The 13,265-nt window shown below is 65.7% G+C and carries 9 protein-coding genes; 5 read left to right on the top strand and 4 right to left on the bottom strand.

Features of this window, described 5'->3' with window-relative positions; genetic code table 11:
* Nucleotides 1-115 precede the first annotated feature (115 nt).
* Entirely contained in the window at nt 116-2,995 is a 2,880-nt protein-coding gene (locus CIT40_RS25275) for an ATP-binding protein (protein WP_094891194.1), read from the top strand.
* 141 nt (nt 2,996-3,136) lie between these two features.
* Here the strand turns inward: CIT40_RS25275 and CIT40_RS25270 are convergent, their stop codons facing one another.
* The 4 genes from CIT40_RS25270 to CIT40_RS25255 all read right to left on the bottom strand — a co-directional run bounded on the left by CIT40_RS25270 (nt 3,137) and on the right by CIT40_RS25255 (nt 9,075).
* A complete protein-coding gene (locus tag CIT40_RS25270) occupies nt 3,137-4,183 on the bottom strand; it encodes an alpha/beta fold hydrolase (protein WP_094891195.1) in 1,047 nt (348 codons plus the stop codon).
* A gap of 60 nt (nt 4,184-4,243) precedes the next feature.
* A complete protein-coding gene (locus tag CIT40_RS25265; RefSeq protein ID WP_094891196.1) occupies nt 4,244-5,200 on the bottom strand; it encodes an alpha/beta fold hydrolase in 957 nt (318 codons plus the stop codon).
* 191 nt (nt 5,201-5,391) lie between these two features.
* On the bottom strand, nt 5,392-6,099 hold the full coding sequence (locus CIT40_RS25260) for a hypothetical protein (protein ID WP_094891197.1): 708 nt from the start codon (nt 6,097-6,099) through the stop codon (nt 5,392-5,394).
* Between the two features lie 117 nt (nt 6,100-6,216).
* Nucleotides 6,217-9,075: an ATP-binding protein gene (locus tag CIT40_RS25255; protein ID WP_094891198.1), complete on the bottom strand. Its 2,859-nt coding sequence runs from the start codon at nt 9,073-9,075 to the stop codon at nt 6,217-6,219.
* A 323-nt stretch (nt 9,076-9,398) separates the two neighbouring features.
* Here CIT40_RS25255 and CIT40_RS25250 point away from each other — a divergent pair, with 323 nt between their 5' ends.
* The 4 genes from CIT40_RS25250 (at nt 9,399) to CIT40_RS25235 (ending at nt 13,233) form a co-directional block, all read left to right on the top strand.
* Entirely contained in the window at nt 9,399-10,067 is a 669-nt protein-coding gene (locus CIT40_RS25250; protein ID WP_094891600.1) for a sensor histidine kinase, read from the top strand.
* A 44-nt stretch (nt 10,068-10,111) separates the two neighbouring features.
* The gene (locus CIT40_RS25245) at nt 10,112-10,801 is read left to right on the top strand and encodes a VOC family protein (RefSeq protein ID WP_094891199.1); all 690 of its coding nucleotides are present in this window, start codon (nt 10,112-10,114) and stop codon (nt 10,799-10,801) included.
* 238 nt (nt 10,802-11,039) lie between these two features.
* Complete coding sequence (locus CIT40_RS25240; RefSeq protein WP_094891200.1) at nt 11,040-12,353, top strand: epoxide hydrolase family protein; 1,314 nt, start codon at nt 11,040-11,042, stop codon at nt 12,351-12,353.
* Nucleotides 12,354-12,384: 31 nt separating this feature from the next.
* Complete coding sequence (locus CIT40_RS25235; RefSeq protein WP_162307668.1) at nt 12,385-13,233, top strand: enoyl-CoA hydratase/isomerase family protein; 849 nt, start codon at nt 12,385-12,387, stop codon at nt 13,231-13,233.
* The last annotated feature ends 32 nt before the right edge of the window (nt 13,234-13,265 follow it).

Below are 13,265 nucleotides of genomic sequence, written 5' to 3'. Positions count from 1 at the left end.
GCGTGGGATCGACGTCCCGGTGTGGGATTCGCGCGGGGCCTTCGCTGGACCTCGCATCGGGGCCGGGTATAGTCCTTGCGCGTTTCGAGGAAGCCGTCGTCAAAATGAGAAAAATGTGACCGACCTCTCGGAAGGACGTGGCCCCCGCGGCGGCGCCGGAACGATCCCCGCTCTCGATGCCGTCTCGTTCGGGCCGTTTTCGCTGCGGTCGCGGTTGCTGCAGAAGGACGGCGTGCCGGTCAAGCTCGGCAGCCGCGCGATGGATATTTTGCGCCTGCTCGTCAGCCGTGCCGGCGAGGTGGTGCCCAAGAGCGAGATTCTCAGCTACGCGTGGTCCGGCCTCTCCGTCGAGGAGATAAGCCTGCGGGTTCATGTCGCGGAGCTGCGCAAGGCGCTCGGCGACGGCAAGGACGGGGTCCGCTACATCACGAACATCCCGAGCCGGGGTTATTGCTTCGTCGCGCCGGTGCAGCGTGGCACCCGCGCAGAGCCGCCCGCACCCGCGTCGGTGCCGCCCGATAAAGTGACGCCGTCACCGTCTCTGCCGCATCGTCTGGACCGGATGGTCGGGCGGGACGAAATCGTGGCCGAGCTGGCGCCGCGCTTGCTCCGCGATCGTTTCGTCACGCTGCGCGGGCCAGGCGGCATCGGCAAGACCACCATCGCGGTCGCGCTCGCGCATGACCTGAGCGACAGATTCGAGGGCAACGTCCATTTCCTCGAATTCGGTCCGCTCAAGGACGCCGCGCTGGTGGCGAGCACGGTTGCCGCCGCGCTGGGCCTCGTCGTGCATCACAACGATCCGAGCGGCAGCATCGTCAATTTCCTGCGGGCGCGACGGCTGCTTCTCGTTCTCGACAGCTGTGAGCACGTCATCGACGCGGTCGCGCGTCTTGCAGAGGACATCCATCGCGAGGCGCCCGGCGTCGCCATCCTCGCCACCTCCCGCGAGTCGTTGCTGGTGGCCGGCGAGCAGATTTTCGAGCTCGTCCCGCTGCCGGGCCCGCCGCAGGGCGCGCGCCTCAGCGCCGGCGAGGTGCTGGGTTATCCGGCTGCGCGTCTATTCGTCGATCGCGCCAATGCGGCGGGGCATCGCGACGACCTCACCGACGAGGATGCGGAAGTCCTGGTGCAGATCTGCGGCAAGCTCGACGGCATCGCGCTCGCGATCGAACTCGCAGCCGCCCGCGTCGGTCTCTACGGGCTGCGCGAGATGGCGGCGCTGCTCGACAGCCGCCTGCAGCTCGAATGGCGCGGACGGCGAACGGCGCCGCCGCGGCAGCAGACGCTCGGCGCCACGCTCGACTGGAGTTTCGGCCTGATCGGCGAGAACGAGCGCGCTGTGTTCCAGCGGCTCGCCGTCTTCGCAGGTCACTTCACCCTGGAGGGCGCAATAGCGGTGGCGGCCGAGGAGGGGACGCCGGAGGATCGCGTCATCGACGCGCTGGAGCAACTCGTGGCCAAGTCGCTGGTGTCCTCGCAGCCGGACGGGGCATCGCGGCGCTATCGCCTGCTGGACGCGACGCGTGCCTATGCCATGCAGAAGCTGGCGGATGTCGGCGATGCCCACGTCATTGCGCGCCGTCACGCTTGTCATGTCCAGCGCACGCTTGAATCGGGCCTGGCGGCGCAGGGCGGCAGCGGCCAAGTCTCCCGCTCACAGCAGCGGGTAGGCCTGCTCGCCGATGCCCGCGCGGCACTGGCATGGAGCTACGCCAATGATGACGGAGCCGATTTGCGCGTGCCGCTTGCCGGCAGTTGCACGGGTCTGTTCGTCGAGCTCAATTTGCTGAACGAGGCGCGCATCTGGTCCGATCGCGCACTCGCAATGCTCGACGACGCCGGCCGCGGTGGCCGTTGGGAGCTCGAGCTTCAGTCGACGCTCGGCCACGCCTTCATGTTCACCGAGCGCAACAGCGAGCAGGCGGAAGCGGCGCTCAGGCGCGGGCTGGAGATCGCGCAAGCGCTCGGCGACCACGCCAACACGTTCAGGCTGCTGTCGCGGTTGAACATGTACTACCGCCGGACCGGCGGCTACCGCCATCTGGTGCCGACAGCGCGTCACGCCGAGCGGATCGCGCGCATGATCGGCGATACCGCGGGCATCGCCGGCAGCAAGGCGCTGCTCGGCGTGTCCTATCACCTCGCCGGCGACCAGGCCGAGGCGCAAGCTCATCTCGACGAGGGCATGCGCGACGACGCCGCGCTGCGGGGCACCCAACCCGGACATTTCGCCTATTCGCGCACACCGCAAATTCCGCTCGCGCGGGTGCTGTGGCTGCGCGGCTATCCCGATCGCGCGCTGGAATGCGTCCTCCCGCTCGTCGGCGCGTCGGCACCGCGCGACGTGGTCATGCATTGCATTGCGCTGTGCTGGTCCGCCTCGGTGTTCGGCTGGGTCGGCGACTGGTCCGCCGTCGAGACCATGAGCGCTCGCCTGGCGACGCATGCGAGCATGCATGGGCTCGTCCCCTACGAAGCGGTTGCGACCGGGTTTCGGGCGCAGACCTTGATCGCCCATGGCGAGGTAACCGGCGGCATCGACCTGTTGCGGAGCGCGCTCCCGCGCCTGCACGCGGATCGCTACGAGCTCTATATGTCGGCGTTCGCCGCGGATCTGGCTCGGGGGCTGGTCTCGTCGGGGCGTTTGGCGGAAGGCGCGCAGGTCCTGAACGAAACCATCGACCGCGTCGAGCGGGAAGGCGGCGCCTTCGACATGCCGGAGCTGCTCCGTCTGCGCGGAGAACTCGAGGCGCAGGGTGGAAACCTCCACGCGGCCGAGGCAAGCCTCGTCGCGTCCGCGGAGCTCGCCGAGCGGCAGGGGGCGCTGTCCTGGCAGCTGCGCACCGAGATGTCGCTCTCGCAGTTGCGCGAACGACAGGGTGTAGGAGATCCGCGCGAACAGCTCGCCAAGACCTATGCGCGGTTCACCGAAGGGTTCGAGACCGCGGACCTCAGGAAGGCGCGGCTTATGCTGAACCCGCCCTCCGCCTGAACAAGCCGAAGAGCTCATCCGGACAGCCATGCCGGACCGAACTGGATCAGCACGAGCAGGACGACGACGAGCAAGGCGAGGGTTGCAAACAGCCGGCGCATCCCTGGTCGCTCCCTTGGTGCGGGTTTCGCCATTGTGGTGCTAGCTCGCGGCTGCCACGTCCAGGATGGCGTCGGCAAAAGCCTTTGGCGCCTCCTGCGGCAGATTGTGCCCGATGCCGCCCTTGATGGTCCGGTGCGAATAGCGCCCGGAGAATTTTGCGGCGTAGGCGGACGGCTGCGGATGCGGCGCCCCGTTGGCGTCACCTTCCATGGTGATGGTGGGCACCGTGATCACGGGGGCCTGCGCCAGCCGCGCCTCGTAGGCGTCGTATTTCGCTTCGCCTTCGGCGAGGCCGAGGCGCCAGCGATAATTGTGGATCACGATCGCGACGTGGTCCGGATTGTCGAAGGCCGCCGCGCTGCGCTCGAAGGTGGCATCGTCGAAATACCATTGCGGCGAGGCGAGCTGCCAGATCAGCCGCGAAAAATCCCGGCGGTACGTGTCATAGCCTTCGCGGCCGCGTTCGGTCGCGAAATAGAACTGGTACCACCATTGCAGCTCCGCCTTCGGCGGCAGCGGCATCTTGCCGGCCTGCTGGCTGCCGATCAGATAGCCGCTCACCGAGACCATCGCCTTGACGCGCTCCGGCCAGAGGGCTGCAACGATGTTGGCGGTGCGCGCGCCCCAGTCGAAGCCGGCGAGCGTGGCCTTCTCGATCTTGAGCGCGTCCATCAGCGCGATGACGTCGGTTGCGATCGCCGCCGGCTGACCGTTCCGCATCGTCGCCTCGGAGAGCAGGCGCGTGCTCCCGTAGCCGCGCAGATAGGGGATGATCACGCGATGGCCGGCCGCCGCGAGCAGCGGTGCGACGTCGACGAAGCTGTAGATGTCATAGGGCCAGCCGTGCAGCAGGATCACGGGCGGACCATCCGCGGGACCCGCTTCGGCATAGCCGACGTTGAGGAGGCCGGCGTCGATCTGCTTCAGGGACGCGAACGCCGTGTTGGCTCCCGGCTTGATGGTGACGGGGGACTTTGCCGGCTTGGCCGTTTCAGCCGAGGCGGTTGCGCCGATCGAAAGCTGGGCGGCTGCGAGCGTCATGGCGGCACTTCCGAAAAAGCGGCGGCGGTTGATGTTGTCGGACATGTGTTGCTCCTATGGTCGTTGCATGCTGTGAAGCGGGGCGATCCGCCACGCGGTTGCTGTTCAGCCCTTGTGTCCGTCCAGTCGCGCAAGGAAGTCGCGAACGAGCTCAGCGATTTCGTCGGTTGCTTCATCCAGCGCGAAATGGCCCGCGTCCAGGAGGTGAACCTCCGCATCCGGAACGTCGTCGCGATACGCCGAAGCGCCCGCAACCGCAAAGGACGGATCGTATTTGCCCCAGACCACCAGCGTCGGCGGCCGGGTCTTGCGCAGCCATGCCTGCCATTTCGGATAGGAAGCGACGTTGGTCCGGTAGTCCAGGAACAGCGTTGTCTGGATCTCGGCCTGTCCCGGACGCCTCAGGAACGCGTATTCGTCGCTCCAGGTATCGGGGTCGTAACGTTCGGGGTGCGGGCTGGAGCCGAGATGCCGTTGGCGCGTCGCCGCCAGGGAGGTGAAATTGGCCTTGAGCGCCTCGAGCTCGTGTGCCGGGTCGGCCCAATATCTGCGACGCGCGTCCCAGAGCGGGCTCAAGCCCTGCTCGTGCGACACGGCGTTCTGGATGATGATCCCGCGGACACGTTCGGGATGCGCCAGCGCCATGCGGAAGCCGACGGGGCCGCCATAGTCCTGCATGAACAGGACGTAATTGCCGAGACCGAGCTTGGCCGTCAACTCGTTCATCACGCCGGCGATGTTGTCGAACGTATAGGCGAAATCGGACGGCGGCGGCGCGCTGCTGTTGCCGAAGCCGGGATAATCAGGTGCGATCACGTGATATTTGTCGGCCAGCAGCGGCAACAAGGGCTCCCACATCCGCGACGAGGACGGAAAGCCGTGCAGCAGCAGCACGGCTGGGGCGTCGGGCGATCCGGCCTCGCGATAGAAGGTCTTGAGACCGCCGATATCGATGGTGTGATAGCTGATCGAGCGCCGGCTGGATCGCAGTTCCTGCGCCGAGGCTTGTACGGCGGCGCAGGCCATTGCGGCGGAGAGGGCGAGGGCGGCTGGAATGCTCATGTCGTTGCTCTTGCACGTAGCGTGACGGTTTGCGGAAAGTCCTGCGGCGCATGCCGCGCGCGTGGCTGCGGCGACTGGGTTTCGTGCGAGCACGTCGTTCGTGCCCGCAAACCCAATCTGCGCTCAAAGTGGACTGTTGGCTCGTTATGTATTGTTAGGCGTTGAGAGCGGCCGTACCAGGCGTGTCGCCGCTATTCGAACACGGCGTCGAAGATCTCGACGTCCATCAGCACCGGCTTGGCAATCACGGTTCCATCGGGCCGCACTGTCTGCGCGCGCCGAAGTGTCGGCACCACGATGCCGCCGAAGCTGTCATGAGCCCATGAGGAGTGCGCGACCTTCATCCCGAAGAGGTCGTGATCTGTCCGCCGCTGCAGCGCGCTCTCGTCGAAATAGAACACCTGCTCGGGCGCGAGCGTCATCAGGTGAGCCGGGAATTGTGCCCGCAGCCGTCGCCAGGTTTCGGCATTCTCCTGCCAGGGCGACAGCTCCTCGGTCACGACATCGGGATGGGCAAGCAGGAATGGAATCGTCAGATAGCTCCAGATCGCGACGCCGCAGAAGAAGATCAGGTGCAGCTCATCAGCGAGGGCTGACGGATCAACCTCGGGAAATGCGAGGCTGGGGTTAGGCCAGGACCGCAACACGTCACCAGCCAGGCTCTCGATCGTGATCGCATCCGGTTGAAAGGAGCCGGAGTGATCACCCCCGGTGATGCCGGTGAAGCGCACCGATTGCATCCGGGTCGAGCCTTCCGCGGTCACATCCTTGAATTCCCGGGCATGGCCCGCACTGGAGAACAGCGTTCCGCCAACGGAAAGGTGGAGCGTGAACCGGTTCAAGCTGTTCCAGCGGGCGATTCCGCCGCTGGCATCGATTACATCGTCAAGAAGCGCCATGTCCCGCCATATCCACCGTGAGCGTTTCCACCATGGCGGGGCCCATGCGGCTTGGCGTGTTAGAAGTTGTTAGGAGTTGCGAGCGGGAATCATGGCGGTATCTCGTTGAAGATACTCTCAATTCAGGGTGCTCAGCAGCTCCCTGGCAGCGATCAGATCGCGGGTCTGCAAGCCCTCCTGGTAGCGCGCAACGAGGGGGGTGAGCAAAGCGCGGACGTCAGCGGGCTGGCCGGCCCGCTCCCAGATGCGGCCAAGGCTGATCGCCCCGCGAAGCTCCCAGCCGACCGCGGATTGGCGCCGGGACAGATCGAGCGATTTGCGCAAGGTGCTCTCCGCCTCCGCAGCGTTGCCCGACCCGGCGAGGATGTCACCCTTGATCCTGAGCATCTCCGGCATGTCGAAGGATTCGCCATGATCGGGAATCTGGGCGATCGCCTCGTTGATCGTCTGCAAGGCCTCGTCGGGCTGGTTCTGGGCGGCGAGACCCTCCGCGAGTGCCGTCGCAAACACCGTCGTCATGATGCGGTGCCGTGTCGCGTACAACGTGGCCTGGCTGCGGCGAAGGTGCTCGATACCCCCCACGACGTCGCCGCGGCGCAGCAGCAGCTCGCCCTTCTGGCCGATACCGACAGCGTGATAGGGGCCGAGGAAGTGCCGTGCGGAATGATCGATCAGCCGCTCGATCAGGATGTCGGCACTGGCCCAGTCGCCGACCCAGAGGAACACGTAGATCGTCCAGATCAGGGAGATGCCGAGGGTGAGCGGCTGCTCGAGCAACTCGGCCTCGCGCACCGTGTATCTGGCCACCTCGACCGCTCGCTCGGGCCGGCCCGTGAGCCAGAGCCCGCGCGCCAGGGCAACCAGCGCGACGATGCGGTCGTCATAACCGAGATGCCCGATATTCAGCCGTTGCGAACCGGGATTTTGCACCATCGCGCTTTCGCAGAACCGAACCGCCTTGTCCTGGTTGCCGATCAGATGATGCGCGACGCCGAGCATCCAATCCACGTTCAACGAGGCCGCAGAATCATTCAGTTTGCGAGCAACGCCCTTGCCCTGTTCGCCGGTGTCGAGCGCGCCGTGAAAATCTCCGACCCTGGTCAGGTAGATGTGCAATCCGCGCAGCAGCCAGAGCTGCCAGTGCAGGTCATCGAGCTGCCGGGCAAGCTCCAGACTGCGCGTGAAGGCCGACCGGACCGCTTCCGTATTGCCCTGCGTGAACATCACGGAGACGCCGAGCGCGGCCTGCAGGGTCATCTCCTGGCGGCTGTCGATCGTGCGCGTGTCGAGCGACGCCAGCGCCTGCTGGGTCCATCGGTAGCATTCCGTCAGCAACGTCAGTTCGAGGAAGAACTGCGACGCCGAGGCCGCCAGATCCACGCCGATCGTCCGGTCGCCGCGGTCCGAAAAGCTGAAGGTCAGCGCGGCCCTAACATTGGGCAAATGGTCGGCATAGGGGAGGAAGCCGCCTGCGCTCTGCATGCCCGTGGATTTGAGGGCAATGTCGTGCAGGACGTCGCGGAAATATTCGGCGTGGGCGCGCGCGACGCGGTCCGCTTCCCCGTTCTCGACGAGCTTGTCCGCCATGAAGGCGCGGGTGGTGTCGAGCAGGCGATAACGCAGCCGCCGCTCCGCCGGCGAGGTCGCGATCAGGGATTTGGAGAGCAGGTTCGAAATGGCTTCCACGCCTTCGCCCTCGCCGATACCCTGGCTGGACGCGACCGCAAGCGCGGCTTCCAGCGTGAACGGCCCGACGAACACCGACAAGCCGCGCAGGATCGCGCTCTCGGTCGGCGGCAGCAGATCGTAGCTCCAGGCAAGCGCGGCGCTCAGCGTTTGGTGCCGCGGAATCGCGGTGCGCCGTCCCCGCCACAGCAGCGAGAAGCGGCTGTCCAACAGCGATGCGGTTCCGGCAATTCCATAGGCATTGACGCGCCCAGCGGCGAGCTCGATGGCCAATGCAATGCCGTCCAGGCGCCGGCAGATTTCGGCAACGAGCGGCGCATCCTCCTCGGTGAGCTCGAATTCGCCCAGGCTTTCGGCAATGCGTTCCACGAAGAGCTGGCTCGCGGGATAGGCAAGGATGTCGGCGATGCCGAGGCCTTCACGCTGCGGCGGGCAATCCAGCGGAAACAGCCGGTGGACGCGCTCACCCTCGGTACGAAGGGATTCGCGGCTGGTGGCCAGGATGTGCAGCTGCGACGCCTCGCGGACCATGCGCTCGGCCAGAGGGGCCAGCTCGTCGAGGATATGCTCGCAGCTGTCGAACACCAGCAGCATGCGCCGGCTGCGCAGGACCGTCAGCAGGCTCGGCACGGGATCGTCGGCATTGACGGTCAGGCCCAGTGCGGAAGCGATCGTGCCGGGAACCAGTCGGACATCCGTCAGTGCGCCGAAATCGACGAAACACACCTGGTCACCGAAGGCCGCGAGCTCGCGATGCGCGACGGCAAGTGCGACCGACGTCTTGCCGATCCCGCCCGGGCCGACGATTGTGACGAAACGATGCTGGGCAAGCTCGGCGGAGATCTTCTCGACCGCATCGTCCCGGCCGATCATCTTGGCAAGCGGCGCGGGCAGCAAGCGGGGCGAAGCGGCCGGCAGGCCGGCCCGGCTCTCCGAAGGCGCAGCCCGGAGCAGCGGGGCCGCGAAGCAATAGCCGCGGCCGGGGACGTTGATCACATAGCGGGAGCCTTCGCCGGCAGTGCCCAGGGCTTTATCGTCCAAAGCCTTGCGAAGCGTCGTGATGTGGAAGCGCAGGCTTCCCTCGTCGACGTTGACGTCGGCCCAGACGCGCTTGATCAACTCTCGCTTGTCCACGACCTCGCCGGCACGTTCGGCGAGACAGATCAGGATATCGAGCGCGCGGCCGCCGAGATGATACGGTGCACCGTCCTTTTCAAGCAATCGCGATTTCGCAAACAGCCGGAAGGGCCCGAAGGCAATGACCGAATCCTGCTCGTTGGTGTCTGGCACTGGCGAGTAATTCCGGTGAAAGGGCTGATGCCGGCACTTTGAATTACCAGAACGCGCTGTCCAGTAAACTGGCCGAAAGTGGCGAAATCGCGTGACTGTCGGCCGATTGCATGGAGGCGATCCCGGCAATTTCACTCAAAAGCAGCAATTTTGGGCACGGCCGGGCCAGCTGAGCAGTCCCATTGGCAGCGATCGACGGAGCCGTTGACCGGGTTCCCGCGACCTTCCTCATAACAGAATCTTGCAACGTCTAACGAGCTAAACACGTGCGATCCATCCAGTATGGCCTTCGAGTTAGATCCTATTTCAACGGGGAGGCCATGATGTCCATTATCGACGCTCGGCCGAACGACCATGTCGTTCGATCTCAATTCGTCGCCAGTCTCGATGAGCAGTCGCGTGATTGGGAACTCGTGTTGCGGGAATCCCACCATCGCATGAAGAACACGTTGACGCTGCTCGGTGCGTCGGTCCGTCGCGATTTCACGCGTGCGGGCAGGGGCGAGGTGTCGCTGGCGGTGGACCGGCTCGAGCGGCGCATCGTCGCCTTCGGCAGGCTCTATCAGCTTTTGTCGGACGACGGCGACCCGTCGATGGTGTCTATCGAACCCTTCTTCGAAAATCTCTGCGGCGCGCTCTCCGAAGCGGTGCTGGAGCCGGCCGGCATCCGCTGCGAGGCTGCGATCGAAAGCGGCAAATTGCCGGCGGCGCAGTGTCATCGGCTCGCGATGATGCTTACCGAGCTCATTACGAACGCGGCAAAACACGCCTTCCCGAACAGTGCCGGTGGGTTGATCCGCGTCGACCTGGCCAGCGGCGATGGCGCCTGGCTCTGCACCGTGGCCGACAACGGCATCGGCGCAACCGGTCCACTTCAAGGCACCGGCAGCCGCATCCTCGAAGGGCTGGCACGCAGCATCCACGCGCGGCTGCAGGGCGAGGCGGGGCAGGGTGGCACGCGGGTGACGATCGTGATGCCCGCCGCGGCCTGACCGTGCTTCGTGCTTGAACAATGTCTCACCTCAGGGAGTTCGACATGACCACCATCGAAATCGATCGCGAAACCGTAACCAAGCCCTCGAAATCTCGCGGAGTTGATTCGAAGCTCGAGGTCCTCGTGATCCCGGTGTCCGATGTCGAACGCGCCAAGGCGTTCTATGCGCGACTCGGCTGGCGGCTGGACGCCGACTTCGCCTCAGGCGACGACTGGCGCGTGATCCAGTTCACGCCGCCGGGCTCGGCCTGTTCGGTGATCTTCGGCAAGAACGTCACGGCCGCAGTGCCGGGCTCGGCGCGAGGCTTGTATCTGGTCGTGTCCGATCTCGAAGCGGCACGGCAGGATCTGCTCGACCGCGGCGTCGAGGTCAGCGCGCCATTCCACGGTGCCGGCGACCTTCACGCCGGACCTGACGAGCCATATCTGTTTGGCAGCGTTCGAGTCAGTGGTGCTGACCCGAAGCGCGGAAGCTATGCTTCGTTCGCCGCGTTCAGCGACCCCGACGGCAATGGCTGGCTGTTCCAGGAAATCACCACACGGTTGCCCGGACGCATCGCGCCCGACAGCACGACATTCGCCTCAACGACCGATCTGGCCGCAGCGCTGCGTCGCGCGGCGCTGGCGCATGGCGAGCATGAGACGCGGAGCGGCGGACACGACGAGAAATGGGCGGATTGGTACGCCGACTACATCGTCCGCGAGCAAGCCGGCCAGCCGCTGCCGACCTGAGCTGCAGCGAGGGCATCTCCGACCCTGGTCACACGGCGCGCGATGACTCGGTCCTCGCGCGCCGTGTCGTATTGCGCACGTCTCCATCGCCGTTGAAGCCGGACTCGCAACGGCTAACGCAGGCTAACAATCCATAACGCGCAAATTGCCGGGGCCTCAGCCAATCTCTCCGCACACCAACGGACCCGCTGATTTCGAATTCGGTCAGGGTCACCGACCAGAGCAAGGGAGATCCAACATGACCGCGCAAGCACGATCCGAGAGCCTCAACCCCGACCGCCGTCAATTGCTGAGCCAGGCCGCGATGACTGCGATCGCCGCCAGCGTGTCGAGCCTGTTGCCGCTGCATCCGGCCAAGGCTGCCTCAGGCGGCGCCATCCGCCCCTTCGAGATCAGCGTGCCCGAGCAGGATCTCCTCGACCTGCGCCGGCGCCTGGCTGCCACGCGCTGGCCGGATCGCGAGATCGTCACCGATCAGTCGCAGGGCGTACAGCTGAAGACGGTGCAACAGCTCGTGCGCTACTGGCAGAGCGACTACGACTGGCGCAAGCTGGAAGCGCGGCTGAACGCCCTTCCGCAATTCGTCACCGAAATCGACGGCGTCGACATCCACTTCATCCACGTCCGCTCGCGGCACGAGAATGCACTGCCGATGATCGTCACGCATGGCTGGCCCGGCTCGATCATCGAGCAGATGAAGGTCGTCGGTCCGCTCACCGATCCGACCGCGCATGGCGCCAAGGCGGCGGACGCGTTCGACATCGTAATTCCCTCGCTCCCCGGCCACGGCTTCTCTGGCAAGCCGACGGTGCTCGGCTGGGATCCCCAGCGCATCGCGCGGGCCTGGATCGTGCTGATGAAGCGGCTCGGCTACAACCGCTACGTCGCGCAAGGCGGCGATTGGGGTAACGCGGTCACCGAGCAGATGGCGCTGATCGCGCCGCCGGAATTGCTCGGCATCCACACCAACATGCCCGCGACCGTCCCCGACGACATCGCCGCGGCGCTGCAACCCGGCGGAACGCGTCCGGAAAACCTCTCGACCGAGGAGCGCCTTGCCTACGACCAGCTCGACGATTTCTACAAGCACGGTCTCGGCTACGCGATCGAGATGTCAAACCGGCCGCAGACGCTCAACGGTCTCGTGGATTCGCCTTCGGGCCTGGCGTCGTGGATGCTCGACCACGATGCGCGCAGCGCCGCGATGATCGCACGCGTGTTCGACGGCGGGACGGAAGGACTGTCGCGCGACGATGTGGTCGACAACATCACGCTCTATTGGCTCACCAACACCGCGGTGTCGTCGGCGCGGCTGTACTGGGAGAACAAGCTGGTGTTCTTCGCGCCCAAGCACGTCAATATCCCGGTCGCCGTCAGCGTCTTTCCCGACGAGATCTACGCCGCGCCGCGGAACTGGGCCGAGAAGGCCTATCCCAAGCTGATCCACTACAACCGTCTCGACAAGGGCGGACACTTCGCGGCCTGGGAGCAGCCGGCGCTGTTCTCCGCGGAAGTGCGGACGGCGTTCCGTCCGCTGCGGCAATCGATCTGAGATGCGAACCCATACATCAGGAGTGCAAGCAATGAACCGTCCCGAACGCAATTTCACGACCGGTGACATCCGCCTCGAGCGCCGCCTGCCGACCTATTGGCGCGTCACTTTCGATATGCCGCCGGTGAACATCTTTGGCCCGAGGCACCTTCCATTGCTCAATGACGTCGTCACGGCGATCGAAACCGATCCGGACGTGAAGGTGGTCGTGTTCGACAGCGCGGTCGAAGGCTTCTTCATCACGCATTACGACTTCCTCGCGCCGCTCGAGGATTCGCTCAAGGTGCCGCCCGGGCCGACCGGCCTGCAGTCGCTGCCTGACACGCTGGTGCGCCTCAGCCGCGCGCCGGTCGTCTCCATCGCCGCGATCCGGGGCCGCGCGACCGGTGTCGGCAGCGAGCTCGCGCTCGCGAGCGACATGCGCTTTGCCAGCCGCGAGAAGGCGATCCTGTCGCAATGGGAGGTCGGGGCCGGCCTCGTGCCCGGTGGCGGGCCGATGGCGCGATTGCCGCGCCTGATGGGCCGCGGCCGCGCTCTCGAAGTGCTGCTCGGCGCCGACGACATCCACGGCGATCTCGCCGAACGCTACGGTTACGTCAACCGGTCGTTGCCGGACGCCGAGCTCGATGGCTTCGTCGAGGCGCTCGCGATGCGCATCGCCTCGTTCGACAAGGAGGCGATCGCGGAGACCAAGCGTCTCGTCGATGTTGCAAGCCTGCCGCCGGACATCGACATCAAGCCGGAATGGGACGCATTCCTGGCCTCGCTCAATCGCCCCGCGAGCCAGACCCGCATCAAGGCGTTGATGGCGCGCGGCTTCCATCGCGCCGGCGACGTCGAGAACCGCCTCGGCTTCCACGTCGGACAGATCGGCAGCTAGAGCGTTTTCGAGCGAAGTGGATGCCGGTTCGC

The sequence above is a fragment of the Bradyrhizobium amphicarpaeae genome, from assembly GCF_002266435.3.
GTDB lineage: Bacteria > Pseudomonadota > Alphaproteobacteria > Rhizobiales > Xanthobacteraceae > Bradyrhizobium > Bradyrhizobium amphicarpaeae.
The sequence above is the reverse complement of the archived record's forward strand: the minus strand, read 5'-3'. Positions and strand labels throughout refer to the sequence as shown.

Coding starts and splice junctions, on each gene's coding strand:
- CIT40_RS25270 (WP_094891195.1), bottom strand. CDS start 4,183: ATGTCCGACAACATCAACCGCCGCCGCTTTTTCGGAAGTGCCGCCATG.
- CIT40_RS25265 (WP_094891196.1), bottom strand. CDS start 5,200: ATGAGCATTCCAGCCGCCCTCGCCCTCTCCGCCGCAATGGCCTGCGCC.
- CIT40_RS25260 (WP_094891197.1), bottom strand. CDS start 6,099: ATGGCGCTTCTTGACGATGTAATCGATGCCAGCGGCGGAATCGCCCGC.
- CIT40_RS25250 (WP_094891600.1), top strand. CDS start 9,399: ATGTCCATTATCGACGCTCGGCCGAACGACCATGTCGTTCGATCTCAA.
- CIT40_RS25245 (WP_094891199.1), top strand. CDS start 10,112: ATGACCACCATCGAAATCGATCGCGAAACCGTAACCAAGCCCTCGAAA.
- CIT40_RS25240 (WP_094891200.1), top strand. CDS start 11,040: ATGACCGCGCAAGCACGATCCGAGAGCCTCAACCCCGACCGCCGTCAA.
- CIT40_RS25235 (WP_162307668.1), top strand. CDS start 12,385: ATGAACCGTCCCGAACGCAATTTCACGACCGGTGACATCCGCCTCGAG.